This is a genomic window from Herbidospora mongoliensis (assembly GCF_001570545.1).
GTDB classification, from domain to species: Bacteria; Actinomycetota; Actinomycetes; order Streptosporangiales; family Streptosporangiaceae; genus Herbidospora; species Herbidospora mongoliensis.
Genome location: NZ_BBXD01000011.1, coordinates 1 through 22,872, shown reverse-complemented (window position 1 = coordinate 22,872; position 22,872 = coordinate 1). Strand labels below are relative to the sequence as shown.

Below are 22,872 nucleotides of genomic sequence, written 5' to 3'. Positions count from 1 at the left end.
AGCGCGTGATTGAGCTCGCCGTTCAGCTCGCACGAAGACATGGACGGACGCCGTTCTCACCGGTGAAGGAGCCGACTCGCCGGAAGCCGTGCTTCTCGTAATAGCGAATGGCGCACGAGTTATCGGAGATAGCGCCGCCGAAAAGGATGATTCCCGTCCAACCGAAACGCTGCGCCTGCGATTAGCCTCGATTTGCGGCACGTATTGGGTTCATGCCGCGCTGGAGGGTCGTCCAACACCGGGACGCGTCGGAGGGGCGGCCGATCGCCAGCTCGATTGGGTGGACGGCGAACTGTGCCTATCCTTCTTCCGTGGCACTGCGGTTCGAGACTCGCGCCTCCGACTCGCCGTGGGTCGACACCGTGTGGACCTGCACGAGCGAGCAGGTCGCGGAGATGACCTCGGTGGCGGCTGTCTGCTGGGGTCTGGTGTTCTGGGAGCTCGAAGGCACGGCGTATGCGAGCATCTCCGGCCCCGAGACCAGAACCGGCACCGCGCCGGTGCCGGAAGGCGCGACCTTCGTCGGCATCGAGTTCGCAGTGGGCACCCGCCTCCGGGCCATGCCCACGCCGGCCCTGGTCGACCGCGGCCTCGAACTCCCCGACGCCACACACAGAACCTTCCGCCTGGACGGCCTCCGTTGGGAGACCCCCGGCCCCGACGACGCCGAAGCCCTGGTCGACCGCCTGGTCCGCGCCGGAGCCGTGATCCGCGACCCACTCGTCGCCGAGATCCGCCAAGGCCGCCGTTTAGCGGTCTCGGACCGCACCGCCGAACGCCGTTTCCGCGCGGCGACCGGCCTCACCCAAGGCGCCGTGAGACAGATCGAACGCGTCCGCAGGGCTGCGGCGCTGCTGGCCGCCGACACCCCGGTCGCCGACGTCGTCTCCAAGCTCGAGTACTTCGACGAGCCACACCTGGCCCATGCGCTGCGCCGCTACGTCGGGCGTACGGCGAGACAACTCCGCGAGGGCACCGGCGGCGCGATCGCCCTGGACCTGGATCAGCCGACGACGTCGTAGATCAACTTCAGGACGCCGTTCGGATAGGCCGCGGACTCACGAAGACGCAGCGCCTGCTTGTCCTTGTCCGAGCTGCTGAACAGACTCTTCCCCGCGCCGAGCAGCACAGGGAAGACGAGCAGGTTGTACCGGTCGACCAGCCCCGCGTCCGACAGCCGCCGAGCGAGCTCCGCACTCCCATGGATAAAGATCGCGCCCCCCTCGCCCTTCTTGAGCTCCACGACGTCCTCGGCCGAGCGCAGAATCGTCGTCGGCCCCCAACCTTCGACAAGGGCGTCGTCAGGCAGGGTGCTCGAGACCACGTACTTGGGCAGCTCCTTGTATGCGGCATGGTCCTCCGAGTCCCGCCAGGTCGGTGCGAACATCTCGTAACTGCGCCGCCCGAACATCAGCGCCGTCGTCTCCTCAAGCTCCTCGCCCTTGAGCGAGAACGCCTCAGGCAGAAACTCGATGTCCTTGACCACCCAGCCCCCGCTGCGATGCTCCTCACCCGGTCCACCGCCGGGGGAGTCCACAACGCCGTCGAGCGAAACGAACGCGGTATAGACCAGATCACGCATGTGCTGTTCTCCTCATTATCGGTCGACAAGGCCGCCAGGCAGATCGACGGATGGCAGTGCCACACCGACGCGCCGCAGCGGAGTGCCCATGCTAGAAGGCACCGCTGTGCCCGTCTTGTACGGAAACGACGGCCCGAGAGACGCCCCAATCCGGCGCCGATATCAGCACAGTCGCTCGTCCAGGTAGCCACTCGCGCACTGAAACCGGATGTCACGGCGATGAAGGCTGCTACGTGGATCCGATGCGGTCGGAAGCGGAGAACGCTGTGCCTTCCTCAAGGAGGCCATCGCAGCTCGGCGGTTCCGGGCTGAATGACCCGTGGTGTGACACAGCCGTGAACGCCTGAGGGTGCCGACTGATCCGCTCCACCGTACGCGCTGGCCGGTGCCCACAGCATCGATGTCCAGGGGCTCGGGGCTCCAGACCAGTTTGAACTGCTCGCCGAAACTGAATTCGGCACCTTTTATGCACTTATCAACCGATCTTTATCGGCCCGAAAAGGTGCGCAAGGTAGATATCTGGACAATAGGTAAAAGTCCGACTTTGTGTATTGATGAAAATCGAGGCTACTGTACACCCAGGTAATTCAATTGATGTCGGCGTGTTCCTGGTGACGCATCGAGTCCATAGGGAGTTGTCCATGGAAGAATCTAATTTGGTGCTCCAACTTCAGGAACTGGCTCGGCTGCATGTGGACGGCGCCCTCACCGATGAAGAGTTCGCCTTAGCCAAAGAGCGACTGCTGAGACGTCCCGAAACCGCCGCTCGGCTGGTCAAACGTGCGGCGCCCGTCGATGATGAAAAGCCTTTCACTGATCATTCCCCTGTTTCCTCTCCAGGAGGGTCAAGAACGCCGCCACCTGGTGGTAGTGGGGCCGCCCTCACATCTTTGATCGGCTCGACGGCGGCCTTGATCTCGTTCTTCGCGCTGCCTGTGATCACGCTTCCTTTCGTAGGGGCGGTGACCGCCCCTTCGCTGACCGCGCTGTTGTCGTCCGGTGAGAACGGAATGGGCTACCTGTGGTTGATCCCGTTGGCGGCTGCTGTGGCGGTCGGTCTTGGTCTGTGGCTGTGGCGTGGATCGGTCATCACCCCCAATGCCCGGCGTAGGACCTGCCTCGCAGTGATCGCCGCGGCCGTTCTGGCGATCGCCGTGTACCTGATCTGGCTGGCTCGGATTCAAACGGCCATGGAACAGCGAGGGTCCTCGGATCACATGTTTGACGCCGGCTTCTTGACCGGCCCCGGTTTCTGGTTCGTCGTACTCGGCATGATCGTGGCCGGCATGGCGGCCTTGGTCGAATTCAACCGCCCCGCGACCTCGGCCGATGATGCGAAGGAGCCAGGCGTCGAACTCGGAGAGGAATCGGATGCCTTCCAGCCGCCCAGCAGGTTCAGTGGTGAGCTGATCGCGATTTTCGCGATCGCAACGATTCTCCTCATCATTCTCGTCGTCGCCTTCGTGCGTTCCGCCGATTCTTCCGAAACGCAGACCGAGGAGGGGAATCCCCCGAACTCCACACCCGCTTTCGTTCCGTCGGCAGCGCTCGTCAACCCGGATGGCCGCCGTCTGTACCTCCCGTGAGGGAAACAGGGGGTTCTCGGCTTCATCAACACGGTGACCCGCGAGTCACCAACCCCAATCACTGTCTCCTCGGATGCGGCGACGCTCACGTTGCGACGCGTAATCCGGACATCCTGCGCGGGGTCGCGCTCACATGAGACGCCGACCGTCGAACAACCCACCTGAGGGCGACGGCCATCGAGGGTGGGGACACAAGTGACCCATTTGCAGTCGGAGAGATCGGACGAGAACCATCGGGATTCGCCGCCGCCGCAGAACCCTGGACTCTTTCCCCTGATCTTCCAGATCATCGGCAATGTGGCCAACGGACTGGCGATGGCAGGTCATCGTCGGCGGCTTCGCGATCGCCGCCGTGATCGTGGGCGGCATCTGCGCAGTTCTCGCGCTGACGACGACCATCCGATCCTGGGGCAAGGCGCTTGGCGTGGCCGTGGCGAGCGGCTCAAGCCCTTCACCTTCGATCGAATCGACATCTCAGGTCAGCTACGTCTTTCGCTGAAAGCGACCCTCATCGACGGAAAGCCCGAGAACATCGTGACGGTTCTACCCGCCGTCTGGGGAGACGCGGCCCTCACCAAATAACGCAGCGACTGCTTGCGGGCATCAGGGTGAGAGAAGCATCCACAGCCAGGAACGTCATGGCCCGGGACCGACGAACCGGTCAGAGCGGCAGTCGCAGGACGCGTTCGCCGTCGTGGTCGACCCCGGTGTCCTGGAAGCCCAAGCGCAGATAGAAGCCCATCGGGGAGCCGATCTCGCCGGGATGCACGCTGGTGAGCAACTCAATGGCGCCGGGGCGAGTACTCAGATAGTCGCCCAGCGCGGCTAGAGCGGCTCGGCCGTACCCGCGCCCCTGGTGCCCGGCATCGATGAGCAGACGCCACAAGAAGTACGGGCCTAGGATCTCCGGATCGCCCGGCGGAACGTTGTCACTGATCATGAGAAATCCGACCGGTGCCTCGTCTGCGTAGATCGCCCAGTAACGCGGCATCGCCTCCGGGTAACGCTCAGCGTCGGCGAAGGAGTCGGCGACACTCGCCACGTACTCCTCCTGCACGGAGGTGACTCTCAGAGCTGTCACTTCAGCGCGATTGTCATCAGTGACGGGACGAAGCGTGACATCGGCCATGGCGGGATCATGCCACGAGATAAGCGGCGGACTGCCCGCGATCGGCACACCGAGATAGCCGCGCGAGCGGGCGGAAACACCTCGAAGGACCCCGGCATGCTTCAGACCGGGCACCGGAAGGCCCAAATGGCGAGCGAAGCGAGACTGCCAGGGAGCTCAAGGGGCGGCCTGTCGCAGGAAGCGAAGCGAAACGACGCCAGGAGGCGAACGCGCTCACTCCATCGTCCTTGAGGCGCTCTCCTCGGGCCGGACTACATGCTGATCACCCCAGAACGCCCCTGAACTGTGCAGACGTCCATAACGCGAACGTGTCATTCTTGGTCGACGGTGTACCGACGCGCCCGTGGGTCCCCCACATCGAGGCCCGACATCATCAAGGGGGGCGAAGCCCGCAGATTCCCGAGCGACGCGAGGCCTTGCCGGGGAGCGCGAGGGGGCGGAGCCCGATCGCAAGGAGCGCAGCGCCCCGGAGCGAAGCGACGCCAGGGGTGCGCAAGCACACCAGGGGGAGCGTGAGGGGGCGGCAACCCCCCTGACAGCGGGGGGTTCGGGGGGCCGTCCCCCCGTATAAACGAAGGAGACCCGCGGAAGCGCCCAAAGGCGCGACCACGGGTCGTCCGTCTCCTGGTGGACGATACAGGGATTGAACCTGTGACCTCTTCTGTGTCAGGGAACTTTCGCGAGTCGATCTAAGGTCGCGGTGAGTCTCGGGGAGTCGGAAGGCGTTGGCTCCCGAATTGGCTCCCGTGGCTTCCTCTGGGGCGGGCAGCGGCCAAATGACCTACACATTAACTATTCAGGTGCCACGCGCTCTTTATGATAAACGGCTTCATCTCGGCCGCGTCGATGGTAATTCTCAGTACGGGTCGCAGGGACGACCGTGCATCGGGTTCGGCTTTGAGAAGAAGGGCACCGCCTCGGCCGGGGTGCAGCAGCAGTACACCGGAACTGCCGGGAAGATCACCAACTGCCAGATCGGGGTCTTCCTCGGCTACTCCACCAGCCGCGGCCGCGCCATCGTGGACCGCGAGCTCTACCTGCCACGCCAATCCTGGATCGAGGAGGAGGCAATGCGTCAGAAGGCCAAAGTTCCAGCGCATACCGCCTTCGCCGCAAAGCCCAGCTTCTGCAAACCATGATCGAACGCGCCATAATCGCGGATCTCCCCTTCGGCTGGGTCACCGCCGATGAGCCTGCGGTGACAACGGACCCCTGTGCCGTTCCTGGAAGCCCGGCAACTCGGCTACGTCCTAACCGTCGCCCGCTCCCACCGCCTGACCACCGCCGTCGGTATCTTCCGCACCGAGGTGATGGCCAAGAAGATCCCCGCATCCGGATGGCAAAGCCTGTCCTGCGGCAACGGAGCCAAAGATGAACAACTCTATGACTGGGCCTGGCCGCCACCATCAGCCCTATCCACTATCTGCTCATCCGCCGTCCCATCAGCGGACCTTGGGAACTGGCCTTCTTCCTCTGCCGCACTCCCACCCCTGCGCCACTGAACCGGCTGGTGACGGTGGCCGGCACCCGCTGGAGCATCGAGGAATGTTTCCAGCCGGAAAGAATGAAATCAGCTTCGACCATTGCCAGGTCCGAAGCCATCCTGGCTGGTATCGGCACATCACCCTGGTCATGCTCGCCCTGGCCTACCTCGCCGTCACCCAGCCATGCTCAACAACGAATCCGACGCCGCACCCCGTCTGGCCGACTTGATCGCGGTCTCTTCCAACGAGATCCGCCGACTCCTCGCCTTGCTGACCGGGCCCACCCCGGACCACGACCACATCGGCCGTTGGTCCCGATAGCGACGACGACACCAAACCCAAGCCCGTCGATCCCACTACCAGCGACAACGACTCAAAGATCTATAAGTGTTACTGGAGTACTAGGGTGCTTTGGTGATTTTCGTCCCTTGTGGTGCCGGCGCGTTCGTCGCTTCCATGTTCATTTGTCTGAGTTGAACAGACGGGATAGCCCGTCAGGGTCTATATATGCCGAAGTCGGGCCGACGCCTTCGGGATGGTACCGCCGCGTCCGGATTTCAGCCGAGTGACTGCCGTAATCGCATGAAATGTGCGCCATGTGACGCAAGGGGCGGCATGATGGTCGTGTGGCTCTTCATCGCGATGCGCACGGCGAAGACAGCGATCTGGCTGAATATGAACCGACCTCAGGTATGAAGATCGAATTGAGCCGACATCCAGCTTTAGTAGTGCTGCCCTATGCGGCAGCCGCGGCCCTTTTTGCTCTCCTTTGTCTATGGCTCTACCTTCTGGGGCCCCAAGCTCCTGACGTGGCGCAGGTCGTCGGACTGCCAGTGAGTATTCTGTCCGTGGCCGTTGCCGTGATTCTCCAGCGTCGACCACAGTCGAACGTTCAGGAGGGGAGGGGAGCGCACAGGAAGAACAAACGCCGTCCATTCGTGATTGTCCTCAGTCTCGGCTCGATCGTTATATCTGTCTATCTCGGTGTCTTGCTGTTTCGGGACGGTCTGGACGGAGACATCAGGGCGTCGATCAAAAACGAATGGCCGAGCATGGCCGATGGCTCCACGGGTAACATCAGAATCCCCGCCCCCTTTGACTGGGACAACCTGACTCTGCGATTCGCACTCAAGAATAATTCTGCGGTCGGCAACTGTGTGACTCCGGCCGAACTTGAAATAAATCCCTTCTTTGATCAAGAGGAGGGGGTCCCGGCTCCTGTCGCCGGGAGGATTCGCTCGAATGAGACGATGAACATATCGCTGCGAGGCGCCCTCGGGGAGGCGACTGTCTATTTCATTCTGCATGTGCCCGATCCCGAGTGTGTACTGGATGTCCGTCTCGCCGAGGCCAGGCTGTCGGATTAGTGATCATCGAGATCGGTCCGGCGACAAGGAGGAATCAGATGGCAATCCTGCGGATCATCGGTGTCATGGCAATACTGGTGCCGACTCTGCTGTGTGGTTGTACGGCCGGCGCGTCCGAAGGTGGTCAGGCTCCCTCGGCGACTTCGGCTTCCCCGTTTACAGACATCAAAGCCCGTGGCTCGATAAATGTTGGTGTCGTCCCGGACATGCCGGGATGGAGCCTCTTGGATCAATCGAGGGCAACCTGGGGCGGGTTCGACATTGCGCTGGTCGAATGGATATCCAATCGCCTCGACCTGAAACCGAACTATATCCCCATAACGGTCGGGCAGAGAGAGATGATGTTAGGCGGAGCCGGCACTTCTCCCCGAGTCGACCTCGTCGTCGCCGCTTATTCGATAACCGACGCACGCAGACAGAACGTCGCTTTCGCCGGGCCATACATAAGGACCCGGCAGGGCGTGATGATCAGAAAGGGAGATAAAATCTCGTCTCTCGATGATCTCAAGGACAAAGACGTCTGCACTGTGCGCGGCAGCACGTCCGCGAAGCAGCTCAAGGAATACGGTATTCCCTACTCGGAGGAAGAAGGATTCGGGGTGTGCATCTCCCGGCTCCTCCAGGGCCAGGCAGTGGACGCCGTTTCCACCGACCAATTGATCCTCGCTGGTTTTGCGCGGGAGCATGCTGATGATCTGTATGTTGTTCCAGATCTCACGTTCGGCTCGTTGGAGTTCTATGGAATCGGCATTCCCCGCGGCGACATCGAATCGTGCAGGACTCTCACAAAGGAGCTTAGTGCGTTCATGACGTCCGGAGACTGGGCCGAGGCGTTCAACCAGAGATTTCCAGGCCTGAAGTTCGACAACTACAGGCCTGATCCCTACAACCTGGATTCTTGCGTGTGACCCGCTGACCTCGTGGTCTCGATCGCGCCGGCATTGTTCCAAGAGGCCATCAGCACTACACAGTGCGGGCAGCAGGAGGTAGGCGTGCGCGGGGAGCTGAACCTGCCAGAGCTTAAGGCCCGTTGTCTTGGCTCTGGGGGAGAGGCTCAGCGGAGCCCTCTTCACGCCCGAGTGGCTGGGTCCTGCCCGTTACGTCTTCAAGATCGTCGACCTGCTGCCCGACGCGATCGTCGCGAGCGCCTATCTCAGTCCCCGGGCACTCCTTCCTGGACGCGCCGGAGTTCGCGCACATCCTCGCCGATCCGTCGCCCGGGATGGCGGCGGCCGTCACCCGGCAGATCGCCGCCGCTGTCATGGCGATCGCCGGGATCGAGGACTCGCTGGCGGGTGAGGTTTGCGATTGCTCTCGTAGGTGAGCGGTCCCCGGGGGAGCGTGCGGAACTGCGTGATCGGTTGTTCTGGGAGGCCGGAGCGGCCGTCGGACGGGCGAAGTCGCTCGGGCGCGGCCCCGAGGCGGCCCGGCTGGAGTTGACGGGTCACGCGCCCTGTCCTGCACCGGGCGTTGGAGCCCGTGCCTACCGTGCCGGCGAGCGCCGCCAACGGGCGTCGCCTCGCTCGGCATGGCAAGGTAGTCGGTCAAGTTCCATAGCTTCCGGCACCGATGTCCGGTGCGTGAGGCGAAGCGATCAGATCACCCGAGCGAAGCGAGAGCAATCGAGCGAAGCGAGGTTTCCAGGGAGTGCGAGGGGCGGAGCCCTTCGCAAGGAGCGTAGCGACCCGGAGCGCAAGCGACGAAGGGACGCGAAGCGGCCAGGGGGAGCGTGAGGGGGCGAAGCCCCCTGACAGCGGGGGGTTCGGGGGGTCGTCCCCCCGTACAAACGAAGGAGACCCGCGGAAGCGCCCAAAGGCGCGACCACGGGTCGCCCGTCTCCTGGTGGACGATACAGGGATTGAACCTGTGACCTCTTCCGTGTCAGGGAAATTTCGCGGGTCGATCTAGGTCGTGCTGAGTCGATTCGTAAGCCCTCTCACCTGCATCTATGCCCTGAGGGGGTCGTGGTGGGTCTGGGGAAGCCGGAAGGCGTTGGCTCCCCGAATTGGCTCCCGTGGCTCCCGGGCGAAAGAGGAGTCTCAATGGCCATCAGGACGACACCATGATGGGCCCGATCGATTCCGAGGAGCCCGGCCACGGCCAGTCGGTGCCGGGCAAAGGGCTATAACGGGCAAATCAAGTGATAGGTCTGCGCTCGGTCGTATCTCACGGCCCTATCTCACCCGGCCATTGAGATCCCTGCACCACAAAGACGCGGGACCTGTGACACATTCCGCCGACCGGGCCTGACAGGCCTTCCCGCGCACATAGCCCTGACCTCCGGTGTCGCATCATGCATCTGCTTCGCTGATCCGATGGTTATAGGTCCTGCCGGGAATGAGAAACCAGTCGTCATCGATGAAGCGGCCCGTCATACGTCCGACGATGGTCAGAAAGGCATGGGCTAGTTTTTCCTCGCCTGTTTCTTCATCGCCTTCGCGTGGCAGTCCGAGAGAGAACGGCTCCAATTCGGGGCCGGGATCCAGTTCACCGCTAGGGAACGATGGAATTGCTTCGACTAGATCGCCGTCGCGGAAGAAGTTGAGGTCGTGGAGACCGTGGATTTCCCACAACCAGCCGATCGTCAGGAGACGATTGCCGGTCTTGACCAGAAATCCTGTCGTCCGCGGTTCGAGCGTACTGATCACGATCGACCAGCCGGGGCTGTGCGATCCAATCCAGATGGATTTCTTCTCATCCAGGTAGGTGGATGGGTCGGTCATCGTGGGCACCTCCTCAGCTAGAAGCCGGTCGTGCCGTGATCGCGGTTCGAGACGAAGAAGCCTGGCAAGTTCGTCAAGATTGTCCTGCTCCACCCATAAGCAGCTGAAAGCCTCGCCGAAGCCGCGCGCCACCAGCAGTCCATGCTGATCATGCTCCGGCAGGGAACTCATGAGATCGCTCATGTACCTGTCCTTTAGTTTTATATGCAGGTCGAGGTGCCGGCAGTTGCCGGCACCTCGACGGACTATCGGCTAATTAGGGAACTATCCAGACCCAGAACGGGTCGCCTGTGGTGATGCGGGTCCTGCCGTAGAAGCTGCCCAATGCGGCTCCATGGCTATCTTCACCCTTGTTGTGTTCCGCCGAGACGGCCAGGACGGAAAAATTTCCTTGCGCGTAATAGGCGCCCTGCATGGTCGAAGCGAACGGGTATTCGTCGCACTCGATCTTCCCGCTGGGAGAAAGCTCGCAGCGGTGGTGCTTCTCGGGCCAGCCGCTGGTGTTCGGCGCGGCAACAGCGGCTCGATCGGCGCACACTGGGGTCGGCCAGATCGAAGGGATAGCGGCGATTGCGCAACACCACGCCATGATCGCCGCGCATCGGGGTCCCGCGCGGCGACCAGGGTGTGCGGACCGATATCCACTCTTCCCAGACGCTCAGTAAACGATCTAGTTCCCCGGGAATGCTTGACGAGTACAGATAGATATCGGGATATATAGGGAACGTTCCCGATGGTCTGTATGCAGCCGATCTTGAGCGCACGTGAAAGGACTCGAAATGGGCTATAGCCGACAAAGGGAACACCGAGTGCTGATCATAGTCATCACCTTGGCGGTCCTGGGGGCTGGGTCAGCGGTAATAGCTGCGTTTAAGATCAGCAGTCCGTGGGTGATCGGCGGTGGTGTAGTCATGGTCGCCGCTGTTGCGGCGGTCTCTGAGCTGTGGCGCGAGCGCTACAGGCGGATCGCCGCCCGCCGTGACGAGAGCATGCTCAAGCTGGAAGACGGTTGCCTGGTACTACCCGACGGGCGACTGCCGAAGGTAGGCCAAATTGATGACCCGGTCCGTCTAGGTGTGCATCCGGCGATATTTTTATCTATGGCGCCCGACGGCGATCCTCCCCTCTATGTACCACGTGATGTCGATGAACAGGTGCGTGGGCAGTTGGCGAACACAGGTTTTGTCCTACTTGTAGGCGATTCCACAGCGGGCAAGTCTCGTACTGCCTATGAGGCTGTACGCGCCACACTGCCTGAGCACGTGCTGATAGCTCCCCACGATCGCACCGCGCTCCCAGCAGCTATCGAGTACACAGTTCGCGAAAGCAGGGCGGTGCTGTGGTTGTCGGACCTAGAACACTATCTGGGGACGGGCGGCCTGACCCGCGAACGCATCGCTCGCATTACCGCAGGCAAGGGGCACCGGGTGATCGTGGCGACTTTACGCAGTGCCGAGCAAGCGCGCCTGACCAACCCATCTGAGGACGCTGACGACACTACTCGCTCAGTCGGACGGCAGGTGCGCGAAACCTTAGAGCAAGCACGTACGTTCCGGCTGGAACGTCTGTTCACCGCTGGTGAGTTGGAGGGAGCGGTCGCCTGTCTTCAGGATCCGCGCATCTCCTCAGCCGTGCGGCAGGCCGCCGACTTCGGCATCGCGGAATATCTGGCATCAGGTCCAGAACTGGTCCGTGATGTCGAAGATGGCTGGGATGTGGGTGTCAATCCGAGGGGGGCGGCGCTGGTGTCAGCAGCGATCGACTGCCGCCGCGCAGGCTACACCGGTCCCGCTCCGCGCGCACTGATCGAAGAAGCCCACTTCGCATATTTAGAGGCCAAAGGCGGTGAGCGGTTGCGGCCGGAGTCCCTGCAAGAGGCGTGGGCGTGGGCGATACGCCCACGACGGGCTACCACCGCATTACTGTCGCCAGTGGCTAACGCGCCTGGGGCGGGAGTGACCGTATTCGACTACCTTGTGGACCGTAGGCAGAAAACTGAAGGCCCTCTCGCTCAAGTCGACGAACCGGTGATCCTTGCCGCTCTTGCGCACATCCACCGTTCTGAGGACGCGGAGCAGATCGCCGCCACTGCGGAACGTCAAGGTCGTTTTCGACATGCTGAAACCGCATACCGGATCGCATGGAATCTGCGGCAGCGTGAATTGAGCGAGGAGCATCCCGACACATTGATCAGCTGGAACAATCTCGCAGTTGTACTGAGACGGCTAGGACGACTTGAGGAGGCAGAGGCTGGGTTCTGGGACATATTGGCAATACGTCGTCGAATCCTAGGTGAGGAACATCCCCACACGCTGACTAGCCGCAACGATCTGGCGGGCGTATTAAAAGAAGTAGGGAGATCAATTGAGTCTGAGGCTGAACACCGCGCTGTCTTAGAGGTACGTCGCCGAGTCCTTGGTAGAGAACATCCGGACACACTCATCAGCTGGAATGACTGGGCCAGCGTACTGAAAGACCTGGGTCGGTTGGAGCAGGCCGAGGTCGAGCATCGGGCAGAGTTGGAGGTATGCCGCCGGGTCCTGGGTGAGGAACATTTATGGACCCTGTTCGGCCGCAACAATTGGGCAAATGTATTGAGACATCTGGGCCGACTGGAAGAGGCGGAGGCCGAATTTCGAGACCTTCTGGAGGTAGATCACCGAGTCTTGGGCGAGGAACATCCTTTTACGTTGATAAGTCGCAATAATTTGGCACTCGTGCTCGGAGGTATGGGGCGATTAGAGGAGGCCGAGGTTGAGCACCGGGCTGTTCTGGAATTACGTCGCCGGATTCTCGGTGAGGAACATCCACACACATTGACCAGCATAAGCAATCTGGCGCTCGTACTGAGGGCGCAGGGGGGCAGTTGACCCAAAAGCCTGTCATGAAAATCAACGACGACGGGAAGCCTGGTCTTTGGGCTGCCGTGGTGTGTCCAACGTTGCCACCGAACCCGGGCGCGGGCTGAACGCACGATGGCCGCGTGGCCGGAGAGCTTCCACTCCATCAGTCTCACTGGTTCCCGCGTGCAATCGGCGCTCGTCGACCTGTGGGGTACCGCGCGCATCGGCCTTGCTCCAGGTCAGACCGCGAAATACGCGTTGGGACGCATCCCTGAAATCGAGTCGGCGTTAGGCGCCCGCCGTGGTAGCGTGCGCATCCATTCGGCACGCCGAGGTCAGAGATTTCGTCGGCAGGAACGTCGCCGAACTCGTTACCGCGCCCGAGGGAATAACCGGCCGCTCCCAAGCAAGGCGCTCACGTTCGCTCAGGCAAATGCCGTCCTGCAAGCCGCCGAATCCTCAGCCCTGTACGCGTACGTCGTGCTCAGCCCAATGCCCGGCGTCCGCACCGAAGAGGCCCGTGCCCTGCAATGGGATCACGTTGTCGCATGGGTGAAGAAGCTAAGGCTGCCGGCCCGGCGCCGAAGCCGGATTCGATTACCAGCGATTCGCCATCTACGTCTGGCGCGCCGACCGCATCGGGGGAGACACCAGGACCTGCACCTGCCGCACCCTCGCGGTCCCCACCCAGGTCGGGACCGCGCTACGACGCCAGTGTCCACATCGAGACGCTCGCCGATCTCGTCGGCCACGCCGACATTCGCGTCACAGAGTCCGCCTACCGTCTCCAGTTCAGCCCGGAGATCACGCAAGCGCAGAGGCAAGGAACGAGATCTTCGGAGCACAGGAACAGTCCGACTGAGGGGGCCCACGACCCTCAAAGATCGAAAGGGTCCGGAGAACCTCCGAGACCCTGTTCACCTGCGAATATCTGGTGGACGATACAGGGATTGAACCTGTGACCTCTTCCGTGTCAGGGAAATTTCACGGATCGGTCTAGGTCGTGCTAAGTCGACTCGTAAGCCTCTTACCTGCATCAACGTCCTGAGGGAGGCGCGGTGGGTCTGAGGGAGCCGGAAGACGGTGGCTCCCCAATTTGGCTCCCGTGGCTCCTTCCCAAGGGGGAGAGGCGACCGGCCCTAGCGACAATGCACCGTTTGAGTAAGGATCCCTAGATTGACTTAGAGCCTGTGCGGAGTTCGGATCTTTAGCGGGGTTGGAGGCTCCGGATCCACAGGATGGCGCCGCGTAGATGGAGTCCGGCCAGGTAGCTGGCCGGGGTCTTGTCGAAGCGGAAGGCCAGGCCGCGCCAGACTTTGATCTGGTTGATGCACCGTTCGGCGGTGTTGCGCTGCTCGTAGAGATCCGGATCGTGGCGGATGGGGCGGCCGCCGCAGGAACCTCGGTTCTTACGGTGGGCCGCCTGGTCCCTCTTCTCCGGGATGACGGCTTTGATACCGCGTCCGCGCAGGTAGGAGCGGTTGGCGCGGGAGGAGTAGGCCCGGTCGGCCGCCACCGCGTCCGGGCGGGTACGGGGACGCCCGACCGGGAGCCGCACCTTGATCAGGGACAGGACGGCACGGAACTGGGGGCTGTCTCCGGCCTGGCCCGGCGTGAGCACGAAGGACAGCGGGCGGCATCGCCGGTCGGCCGACAGGTGAATCTTGCTGGTCAGTCCGCCGCGTGAACGTCCCAGCGCGGCGGCTTTCAGCCGGATCGCATGCCGCAGCCGTAATCTCCGCCGGAACGCCCGGCCCTCGGTTTCTCCGGGCGAGCCGGCCGCTTCGTCCGGGCGGGCTAGGTCATCGCGGGCGGTTTGCCCCCTTTGGCGCAGCCAGTTTTCCTGGTCGGCGGCCTCGGCCAGCGCGGCTGCCAGCTCGCCGTCCACGACCATCCCGGCGGCGTGGTGATGGGCCCGGACCGTGGCGGAGTCCACGCTGACCAGGCTCAGATCGACCTCCCCCGCGTGGCGGCCTCGGCGATCATCGCCGCCATCAGGTCCTGGAAGACACCCGCCCTGGCCCAGGCCCGGAACCGGTCATAGGTGGTCGACCACGGCCCGTACTCCACCAACAGATCCCGCCACGGACTGGCCGTCCGGAACCGCCACATCACCGCGTTGAACTGATGCCGCAGATCCGGGATCAGGCCCCTCTCACCCAAAGGCAGGTGAGGCTCGATCAGGGACCACTCGTCATCGGTGAGGTCTCCACGCGCCATGACAGTGACCTATCAGGGCTCCGGTTCGCGCGCAGGCCAATCCGGCTGATCTCAACTCCGTACAGGCCCTAGCGGATGAACTTCGCAGCCTACCGCGCCGTCGGTGCGCCCCTGGACCATGACGGAGGACATTGTTGACGCGGCCATAGTCGTTGGTGTAGTGAGACGGGCGATCTGGATTGGTAGTCGGAGCCGCCGCGGGCGAAAGGGCTGACGCGGAGGGACTCCCTCAAAGATGTTGCGGCGATGGCGAACAGCGGTGGCAGCGCCGACTTTATGGGGGATGCACCAGTCACTGCGCACTCAGGAGCTTATCCGCCTGTTGACTTTTCCACTCCGCCGCTATCGCGATGTGGAAATTATTCCGGTCGGATCCCTGATGCCCGCCAGTTCGGCGTATCCTAGCGCATATGTGCGCATGGCTGCCTGGATCCCCCGCAGTTCCGTCCGGCATTCCGCGTTGTCCGGCCAGGAACTTTCCGGCGCGTCGGGGGAGCGCTTCTCGAACTCTCGTAGCCGCGGATGCCACTTTGACAGAAATGGCCGGAGCTCGTGATTGAGCATAGTAATCGCGAAATGTTCGACCGTTTGGTCCCCGGAGGCCGGCACGGAAGGCCGACTGGCCTTAAGTACGTCTCTGGTGATGGCGAACAGCCCGTATAAGGAGTTCATCGCCTCCCGGATTAGCCCATCGTCATCGTCCAGTGGCTGGGTGGAGACCCGTGTGACGGTTTCGATGAAGAGTTCCCAGGCGACCTGGCGGCTTTCGTTATTGACCACGAATTTCAGCTGGCTCACCTGCGGCACCGATACGGTTACTTCGGTCAGGCGGGCGGCTCTGTTGTACAGCTGAAGGGCGGCGACGGCGGCGATTCCGGCGAGCGTGCCGGTGACGACGAACACCCAGCGGCCCCCAGCCTGGCCGACCTGGTAGGCGACCAAGCCGACCAGGCCGCCGATGAGGGCAGCGGCCAGTAAGCGAACCGGGCGTCGCTGCATGATCGAGATGATGCGAGGTTTCATGAGCGACTCCCGAGGGCTGCGTAGGTGACAACTTTACTGCGCCAGTGCATCAGCTGGCGCATTCGACCGATAGAAAGACAGCCGACTCTATGTCGGCTTCTTGCCTGCGGTCAGCGCGAAGGCCCTGAAGACCATGGGTCAGCAGGTTCGCTACTGACGGGATACATCATCGCGTCGGACTCGATCTGAGACAGCTTGCCCATTGGATGAATCCAATGGTGTCGGGCTGGATGACGTACTGCGTCGGCTCTACCGGTTGGTGTTGTATCTCCTCCTGTGATGTGTCAACACCTACCTGATGCGGTGGGCTCAGAAGAAGTACAAGCGGTTACGCGGCTTCAATGCTTCAGAATGTAGTGGATCGGGCTGATCGATCGAGAGCTCGGTCTGTTTAAGTACTTTGGGCGTGGACGAGTGCGTCATGACGGATTCGGTGAGAAGTGCGGAGTGACGGGAGACTGTTACGTTCCGTTTCTGCGGTAGCCCTGGTGGGACGCCCCAGGATCACCCGAACGATTCTCAAACTCCAGACGCGCGCACTTCAACGAGACAGTGACAGACTCCCCTGGGACCGAACAAGCGGGTCCGTCGCGTCGCCCCCGACGAGAAATCGCACCCAGACCCCACAGAATCACTGATGACTCGCCATCTTCAGCGAGAACGGACCACGTGTGAGCCAGTACTGCCATCCTTGAGCCTGTGACCGATAAATGGCCCTTAAGTCGATCTCGGTGCAGCAGGGCGTCCTTGCTTCTGCTGCTTGCCGTTACCCTGGTGGTCACGGCTGGTTCGGTTGAGATCGGGAGTCCGAGCCAACGGGATAGACCATCCGCATCGGCCGGAAGCGAATCTACCCGATTCCAGTTTCTCTGGGAGCAGCGGATCCAGGCTGTCGAGCAACCAGTCGCGGCCGACAGGGCGATCGTTTTCCATGCTCTTGGAGAAAACGGACAACTTCAAGTTGTCAGCCTTGATCCGGCAACTGGCGAAATCCTCTGGACGTCACCCGCCAGCCCGTCGGAAGTGGCACCGGAGCGGGGCGTTAGAGTGCTCACCCTCGAAAAGCCGTCCTTGGTCGTCTGGATGCAGCCCGGGGATTATATGCCATCGGGGGACGTTGCTCTCGTCGCGGCGGACGCGTGGACCGGGAAGATCATATGGAGGTTCGGGAATCGTTGGCTCCGGGTCACGGCCCCTCCGGCGACATGTCATGAAAATCGTGTGATCTGCTTGACCGGCTCACTTGCGGGCCCCAGATATGGGATGATCATGATAGATGCGGCTACGGGCCGGATGTTGCTGAGCAACACTAGTGATGACCGGAAGTCCGTTCGGGAGATAGCCGAGAGACTTCGTGACAGTGGCACCGCGTTAGAGCGTTTGAACGAAGATGGCTCAGTGCGGTGGTCCCGTCCATATGCGGCGCTGTTCGGCGAACGCCAAGTCAGTCCTGAACAGGGCTGGACTTTCGCACTTCATCATGGCACGTACGTGGGCTCGTTTGGCATGGTCCGCCCCCTCTCCACATCAGATCGGGGGCGGGTCAGTAGATCACTGGACGACAGGTTTGTCACGGCTGGCATCGATGCAGATACTGGGCGCACCCTCTGGACTAAGTCCGGTATGTCGGTCATATGTGGCGACCTGGAATTCGATGTCGATCACCCAGTACGCTGCCGGCAGCAGGGGAAGGCGGTATGGGTCGAGGGCCGTCTAGCTGACTTAGTCAGACCAAGCGTGATACTAGAGGGATTCGACCTCGTCAGCGGCCACGCAACCTGGAGATGGCGGCTGGGAGCCGTCGCAGGATTGATGTTCGTGTCCGGAAAAGCAACCGGAGACTATCGCGACGTGCTGCGGATCGACCGCACGAAATATGCAATCGAATCCGGTGATCAAAGGTTTCTCCTCGATATGGATAAGGGCCCTCTCGTTGACTCCCCCCCGGAGGTTGGGTGGTGCCGCATTGAGTCCGAGGTCAATTTACTCTTCCAGATAAGAGCACTCGACACGTCCATGTACACCAAGCGAAACTGGTATCCATGCACCAGCTCCGGGTTGGAAAAGCGGACGCCCTCCAGCGCTCCGGCCTTCGCCGGGGCCAGAACGAGTGGTGTCTTCGTATGGCTAGGGAGGGATGGCTCGGTTCGCGCGGCACGGTCGACGTAGGAAGGCCGCTGGCGTGAGAGACGATTTCAGATACGACGCCTTCATCTCGTACGGCTCGGCCGCCGACAGACAACTGGCCCGGGACGTTCACCGCGCGCTGCACAGGCTCGGTCGGCGATGGAATCAGGTCAGGGCAGTTCGCGTCTTCCGTGACGACGAAACACTCGGCGTCAGCAACGACCTGTGGGGTGAAATCCAGAAGGCACTGGACAGTTCCCGGTTCTTCATCCTGCTCGCGTCTCCGGCCGCTGCCGCTTCGCGATGGGTGGAGCGTGAAGTTCACTATTGGATGGAGCGGCACCAGGCGCCCGATCGGTTGTTGATCGTGTTGACCCGCGGCGATCTGCATGTATCGCTGCCGGCTTACCTGCAAAGGACGGACTATCCCGAGCCGCTCTATCTCGATCTGAGTTGGATGAACGGGTCGACCGATTCGAGGGCGAAAAGCGCGCGTCTGGCCGAGGACATGGCCCGCCTCGCTGCCCCGTTGCATGGCGTGACAAAGGACGAACTCCTTGGCATGGATCGCCGCCGGCAACGGAATCTGCGCCGGATCATCCTGGCGGTCACAGCAACCCTGGGTCTCCTGGCCGCACTGGCTATCAGCATGGCGATTACCGCTACGGAACAGCGGGACCTCGCAAGGGTTGAGAGCAAGCGGGCCACGAGTCGCAGCATGATCCTGGAGGCCGAGAGCTTACGTGAGACGCAGGCAGGAACCTCTGTGTTGCTCGGTGCCGCCGCACTGAGCCTCGATCCGAGCGCCAATGCCCGGGCCAGCCTGGTCCAAACCCTGCTGAAAAATCAATACGCTGGCATGCTTGAGGAACAGAAGGGGATCGTCACGGACATTGCCATCAGCAAGGATGGCACACTCCTGGCGGCGGCCTACGCCCCAGGCGGCATCAGCCTCTGGCGGATTACTGGCCCGAGACCGAACAGACTGGCAATTCTCAGAGGCCATGATTGGCCCCTCGGCGTGGACTTCAGTCCTGATGGCAGGCTCCTCGCCACCGTTGGCTCCAACGATCGGATGCTGGTCTGGGGTATCGCCGATCCAACACAACCGAAGATTTTGTCGGCAGTCTCCGTCGATTCTCCAAATTCGGTTTCGTTCAGCCCCGATGGGCGCATCCTGGCCACGGCGGGATTCGTGCTGGGGGACAGCTATGCGAATGCCGTGCGGCTATGGGATATTCGGAGGCCAGACGACCCACGTGCAGTCGGGTTGCTCCGAATGGGCTCCGGTCCGATCAGCCAGGTCCGTTTCACTCCGGATGGTCGGCGGATCATCGCAGTGGGTGTGGATAGAGCCGCGCTCTGGAACATCTCCCCGCCGACGAGCGAGGCCATTCCTGACTTCGTCTTCCCGGGCTTGACGTCCACCGTGAACACGGTCGACGTGCGAGATGACGGACACCTGATCGCTATAGGAGATTTCGACCACAATGTCAGTCTGTGGCGCATAGACGATGACGGACGCGTAGTGCGGAGTGCGGTGTTCGGAGCCGCCGACGCGCCAATCTATTCGGTGTCCTTCGCCCCTGACGGGAATACCTTGGCCATCGGATCAGGAGATGATCGAATAGCGCTGTGGAATGTCGCCAGGCCCGGTGAACCAGCGCCGCTGGCCCAACTGGCCGAACACGCCCAAGATGTGAGACGTGTCTGCTTCTTCCCGGATGGAGCAATGCTCGTGAGCGGTGGGAATGACGGGCAAGTGAACTTCTGGAGGACCATTCCATGGGCGGAGCCACGGATGGAGAAGCAGTTCCGACTTACCGGGGGTTACGCTCAGGACTTGGCTGTCACAGAGGACGACGACACGTTGTGGATAAGCGACAGGACAGGGTCTCTGACTTTCCGTGACCTGGAGCACCCAGAGGTTACCCGAAGGTCAGTTCTCAGTCGAGGCGGCGACGAAACTATGCGCATGCGACTGTCTTCCGACGGACATATGGCCCTGACCGATTGGGAGGCGCGCAATCTCAGCATCCTTTGGGACGTGCGCGACAGAGAGTCGGCAAAGTGGCTGGCCTCGATCGCGGATATCGAGCAGGGTGCGAGCACAGATTTTGACATATCTTCAGATGGCAGGCTTCTCCTGGTCGGTCAAGAGAGCCATGACGCTCCACGGGGCGCCATTCTATGGGATATATCGAATCCGATATATCCTAGAAGGTTGGCGGTGCTCAACATCGACAACAGCCCAGCCACCAGAGTTAGCATCAGTCAGGACGGCCGGATTGCCGCCGTCGGTTCGGGGGTACGCCGTTCCACCGAGGTCACGCTCTGGGACATCTCTATCGTTACCGAACCACGGTACGTCGGTCGAGTTAATGGGAATACGGACTTTCTCCTCGATATCACTTTCAGTCCGGTCGGGAGAATTTTGGCGACCAGCGGCAACGACCAGGTGACCATCCTCTGGGACATTCGTGATCCTGAGCGGCCGCTACGCCTAAGCATGATTTCTGCGCATTCTGCGCAAGTCACCGCCGCGGTTTTCAATCCCGCCGGCACCATAATGGCGACTGCCAGCGAGGATGGCAGTGTGATCCTTTGGGACGTCGTCGATCCCACGGCTCCCATTCAGGCTGCAGTCCTAGGCGACAGCACCTATTCCGTTACTGCGGTGGCCTTTACGTCCGGCGCTGACCAGGTGATTGCCGCCCGAGGCGACGGGAGCATTCAAATCTGGAATATCGAGCATCTTCGTGACCTGATCCATGATCCACTCAAACAGGCGTGTGATGTATCAACGCGTCCACTGACCCAGGCGGAGTGGCGGCGCTACGCTCCAGGACAGCCCTTCGAGCGCGTATGCAACTGAGTAGAAGCCTGCCTCCCGCATATCTAGGTTCGACTTAGGGTAGCGCCGAATGCCTCTGGCTTCGAAGAATGGCGAACCACGGACGTCCATTCGGAACGCAGTCGCTTGCCCACCGTTTTGAACAGGATGGTACCTGACACACAGTCGGGCGCGCTGTATTCCGTATTGAAGGTCAGCAGATCGGGTTCCGTGCGCGACAGTCGCAGGACGACATTGCAGGTTTGGGCATATGCATCCTTCGTCTTTGACGCGTTTCGCAAGACGAACATCGTTGCCATCGCGAATGGTGTGTTGGCTGTGAAAGCGACCACGACTTCCTCTGTGGGGTCTGCCTTTCGCCAATACCATATACCGGAAAGGGGCGCCAGCGCCGACGGGGTCGCCCCATCCCCGGCGGTCATCGATGTGCCGCTCGGCACTCGGGTGGCCTTGGCCTGAAATTTGCCTTCCGCGGTCAGCTTGCCGCAATTGTTGAAGCAGGGCCTAGACCTGCGGATTTCGTACTTGCCGCGAATGCCTATTGAGGTGGCCAAGGGCGGTAGGGTGCCTCGAGAGGTGCTGGCGACCACCTGGATCGTAAGCGTGAGCGTCAACTCCAGGGTCGAATCGGGTCCGAATAGTGGTCCGCTGAGATAGAACGCGGCGCCTGTGCCGGAATACTCATTGTGGGTTGGCGTCAAGGTGAGCGCTCCACCTAGCTGCTGGTTCTTTACTAGTGGATTAGCCCGGCGCTGGCTGAGATGAAATGGGCCTTCGAATGGTAACTGGACTTCCACCGGGTTCCACAAGTAGCTACATGTGCCGTTGTTGCATTGGTCACTGAACAGCCATGTACTTGTGTTCCCGATTTTCTGGACGGTTTCCGAAACTCCGGGCTCCTTGTACGATTTGAGCTTCCACACACCTTCTAGTCTTGGGGATCCTGATGGCATCATGCTGGACTGGGTGGGCGACATAAGAGAAAGACTTGGCTCGTCGACCTCGCTGGCGGGAATGATGCGTATGGCTAGAACTAACCCCACCAGCAAGGAAAGAAGAGAAAGCGATATCAGTGTGATTACAGAGCGCTGATTGCGACGCCGATCGGATGAGGGTTCACTCGCACCGTGATGACCACTCTCATCAGTCATTCGAGTTGCCTTCCTCAGTTCTGGATTTCCCGTATAGGAGGGTACAGTCGGTGCGCGTACATGCCGTCCGAAGATGTTGGACTGTTATAAAAAGTCCGAAGCGAATGATCTGCCTGGGGTTCATGCGAAGATCGGGTGCTCACACATGAATTTCCTTCTAGAGCGTTAAGGGCTTGGGTTACGGGCTTGTGGTGGTCTGGGAGAGCTGACCGCGACTGGTTGCGGGGTTATGCAGGTGGGGACGCACAGGTGGCGCGGGAGTTCCGGGTGTCGCGAATGTCGGCCAACCGGTGGCGGCACGCCTTTGAGTCCGCCGGCCGTGAAGGACTGCTGTCCAAGGGGCCGGGCGGGGAGGTCTGCCGGCTCGACCCGGACCAGGTGGCGGAGCTGGAGACAGCGCTGGAGGCCGGACCGGCCGTGCACGGGTGGGACGATCAGTGCTGGACGTTGTCCCGGATCGCCGAGGTGGTGCGCCGCCGATTCGGGGTCGGCTACACCCCGGCCGGGATCTGGTACCTGCTGCGGCGGGCGGGATGGTCCTGGCAGGCGCCCTCCCGCAGGGCGGCCGAACGCGATGAACAGGCCATTGCCGCCTGGAAGGACGAGCAGTGGCCGATCATAAAAGGACCGCGACCCGGTTGGGGGCCTGGCTCTGCTTCGAAGACGAGGCGGCCCAGACCTTGAGATCACCCAAGGGCCGGACCTGGGGACGACGCGGGATCACCCCGGTGGTGGCGGTGACCGCCAAAGGCGGCGGCCGGATCTCCATCGCCGCGCTGGTTG

Annotated in this window: 15 protein-coding genes, 1 tRNA gene and 2 pseudogenes; 10 read left to right on the top strand and 8 right to left on the bottom strand. The window is 61.8% G+C overall.

Translation table 11 applies throughout. From position 1 onward, the window contains the following. Positions 1 to 311 precede the first annotated feature (311 nt). Positions 312 to 1,022, top strand: a complete 711-nt coding sequence (locus AW272_RS11945) for a helix-turn-helix domain-containing protein (protein ID WP_066363789.1) — start codon at positions 312 to 314, stop codon at positions 1,020 to 1,022. On the opposite strand, the gene AW272_RS11940 is transcribed toward AW272_RS11945, so the two are convergent. Continuing rightward, positions 1,004 to 1,582, bottom strand: a complete 579-nt coding sequence (locus tag AW272_RS11940; RefSeq protein WP_066363784.1) for a dihydrofolate reductase family protein — start codon at positions 1,580 to 1,582, stop codon at positions 1,004 to 1,006. The genes AW272_RS11945 and AW272_RS11940 overlap by 19 nt on opposite strands. A 554-nt stretch (positions 1,583 to 2,136) precedes the next feature. Here AW272_RS11940 and AW272_RS11935 point away from each other — a divergent pair. Together AW272_RS11935 and AW272_RS41955 are read left to right on the top strand one after the other, a co-directional pair. After that, entirely contained in the window at positions 2,137 to 3,168 is a 1,032-nt protein-coding gene (locus AW272_RS11935) for an SHOCT domain-containing protein (RefSeq protein ID WP_157518494.1), read from the top strand. A 195-nt stretch (positions 3,169 to 3,363) separates the two neighbouring features. Further along, the gene (locus tag AW272_RS41955) at positions 3,364 to 3,750 is read left to right on the top strand and encodes a hypothetical protein (RefSeq protein WP_157518493.1); all 387 of its coding nucleotides are present in this window, start codon (positions 3,364 to 3,366) and stop codon (positions 3,748 to 3,750) included. A gap of 79 nt (positions 3,751 to 3,829) precedes the next feature. Here AW272_RS41955 and AW272_RS11925 read toward each other — a convergent pair whose 3' ends face one another. After that, positions 3,830 to 4,297, bottom strand: a complete 468-nt coding sequence (locus tag AW272_RS11925) for a GNAT family N-acetyltransferase (RefSeq protein ID WP_066363777.1) — start codon at positions 4,295 to 4,297, stop codon at positions 3,830 to 3,832. A gap of 830 nt (positions 4,298 to 5,127) precedes the next feature. Here AW272_RS11925 and AW272_RS46310 point away from each other — a divergent pair. From AW272_RS46310 to AW272_RS11910, 3 genes and pseudogenes are all read left to right on the top strand, one after another. Beyond that, positions 5,128 to 6,168, top strand: a pseudogene (locus tag AW272_RS46310) (IS701 family transposase); the annotation flags it as partial. 239 nt (positions 6,169 to 6,407) lie between these two features. Beyond that, the gene (locus tag AW272_RS41950) at positions 6,408 to 7,148 is read left to right on the top strand and encodes a hypothetical protein (protein ID WP_157518491.1); all 741 of its coding nucleotides are present in this window, start codon (positions 6,408 to 6,410) and stop codon (positions 7,146 to 7,148) included. Continuing rightward, entirely contained in the window at positions 7,148 to 8,056 is a 909-nt protein-coding gene (locus AW272_RS11910; protein ID WP_083958228.1) for a transporter substrate-binding domain-containing protein, read from the top strand. The genes AW272_RS41950 and AW272_RS11910 overlap by 1 nt, the downstream gene beginning before the upstream one ends. 1,383 nt (positions 8,057 to 9,439) lie before the next feature. On the opposite strand, the gene AW272_RS11900 is transcribed toward AW272_RS11910, so the two are convergent. Then, positions 9,440 to 10,054 carry a hypothetical protein gene (locus AW272_RS11900; protein WP_066363770.1) on the bottom strand — a complete coding sequence of 205 codons (615 nt, stop codon included), beginning with the start codon at positions 10,052 to 10,054 and terminating at the stop codon, positions 9,440 to 9,442. 73 nt (positions 10,055 to 10,127) lie between these two features. Then, positions 10,128 to 10,460 (bottom strand): NucA/NucB deoxyribonuclease domain-containing protein, encoded by a 333-nt coding sequence (locus AW272_RS46305; protein ID WP_083958227.1) that lies wholly within the window; start codon positions 10,458 to 10,460, stop codon positions 10,128 to 10,130. A gap of 175 nt (positions 10,461 to 10,635) precedes the next feature. On the opposite strand from AW272_RS46305, the gene AW272_RS40510 reads away from it, so the two are divergent. Next, positions 10,636 to 12,741 carry a tetratricopeptide repeat protein gene (locus AW272_RS40510; RefSeq protein ID WP_157518490.1) on the top strand — a complete coding sequence of 702 codons (2,106 nt, stop codon included), beginning with the start codon at positions 10,636 to 10,638 and terminating at the stop codon, positions 12,739 to 12,741. Between the two features lie 905 nt (positions 12,742 to 13,646). On the opposite strand, the gene AW272_RS41945 is transcribed toward AW272_RS40510, so the two are convergent. The 3 genes and pseudogenes from AW272_RS41945 to AW272_RS11880 form a co-directional block, all read right to left on the bottom strand. After that, positions 13,647 to 13,759: transfer RNA gene (locus AW272_RS41945), tRNA-Leu, on the bottom strand. Positions 13,760 to 13,921: 162 nt separating this feature from the next. Further along, positions 13,922 to 14,934, bottom strand: a pseudogene (locus AW272_RS40505) (IS5 family transposase). 342 nt (positions 14,935 to 15,276) lie between these two features. Next, a complete protein-coding gene (locus AW272_RS11880; RefSeq protein ID WP_083958225.1) occupies positions 15,277 to 15,957 on the bottom strand; it encodes a hypothetical protein in 681 nt (226 codons plus the stop codon). Positions 15,958 to 16,704: 747 nt separating this feature from the next. Here AW272_RS11880 and AW272_RS41940 point away from each other — a divergent pair. Both AW272_RS41940 and AW272_RS11875 read left to right on the top strand, forming a co-directional pair. Beyond that, the gene (locus tag AW272_RS41940) at positions 16,705 to 18,126 is read left to right on the top strand and encodes a PQQ-binding-like beta-propeller repeat protein (RefSeq protein ID WP_157518488.1); all 1,422 of its coding nucleotides are present in this window, start codon (positions 16,705 to 16,707) and stop codon (positions 18,124 to 18,126) included. Positions 18,127 to 18,139: 13 nt separating this feature from the next. Continuing rightward, positions 18,140 to 20,959 carry a TIR domain-containing protein gene (locus AW272_RS11875; protein WP_066363765.1) on the top strand — a complete coding sequence of 940 codons (2,820 nt, stop codon included), beginning with the start codon at positions 18,140 to 18,142 and terminating at the stop codon, positions 20,957 to 20,959. Positions 20,960 to 20,982: 23 nt separating this feature from the next. On the opposite strand, the gene AW272_RS41935 is transcribed toward AW272_RS11875, so the two are convergent. Next, positions 20,983 to 22,089 carry a hypothetical protein gene (locus tag AW272_RS41935; RefSeq protein ID WP_157518487.1) on the bottom strand — a complete coding sequence of 369 codons (1,107 nt, stop codon included), beginning with the start codon at positions 22,087 to 22,089 and terminating at the stop codon, positions 20,983 to 20,985. 249 nt (positions 22,090 to 22,338) lie between these two features. Here AW272_RS41935 and AW272_RS40500 point away from each other — a divergent pair, with 249 nt between their 5' ends. Next, positions 22,339 to 22,773, top strand: a complete 435-nt coding sequence (locus AW272_RS40500; protein WP_083958223.1) for a winged helix-turn-helix domain-containing protein — start codon at positions 22,339 to 22,341, stop codon at positions 22,771 to 22,773. Positions 22,774 to 22,872 lie beyond the last annotated feature (99 nt).

Bases quoted from the DNA above. Each gene is read 5' to 3' on its own strand.
- AW272_RS11940 (WP_066363784.1), bottom strand. From the start codon at position 1,582: ATGCGTGATCTGGTCTATACCGCGTTCGTTTCGCTCGACGGCGTTGTG.
- AW272_RS11880 (WP_083958225.1), bottom strand. From the start codon at position 15,957: ATGAAACCTCGCATCATCTCGATCATGCAGCGACGCCCGGTTCGCTTA.
- AW272_RS11935 (WP_157518494.1), top strand. From the start codon at position 2,137: ATGAAAATCGAGGCTACTGTACACCCAGGTAATTCAATTGATGTCGGC.
- AW272_RS41935 (WP_157518487.1), bottom strand. From the start codon at position 22,089: ATGACTGATGAGAGTGGTCATCACGGTGCGAGTGAACCCTCATCCGAT.
- AW272_RS11900 (WP_066363770.1), bottom strand. From the start codon at position 10,054: ATGAGCGATCTCATGAGTTCCCTGCCGGAGCATGATCAGCATGGACTG.
- AW272_RS46305 (WP_083958227.1), bottom strand. From the start codon at position 10,460: ATGGCGTGGTGTTGCGCAATCGCCGCTATCCCTTCGATCTGGCCGACC.
- AW272_RS11925 (WP_066363777.1), bottom strand. From the start codon at position 4,297: ATGGCCGATGTCACGCTTCGTCCCGTCACTGATGACAATCGCGCTGAA.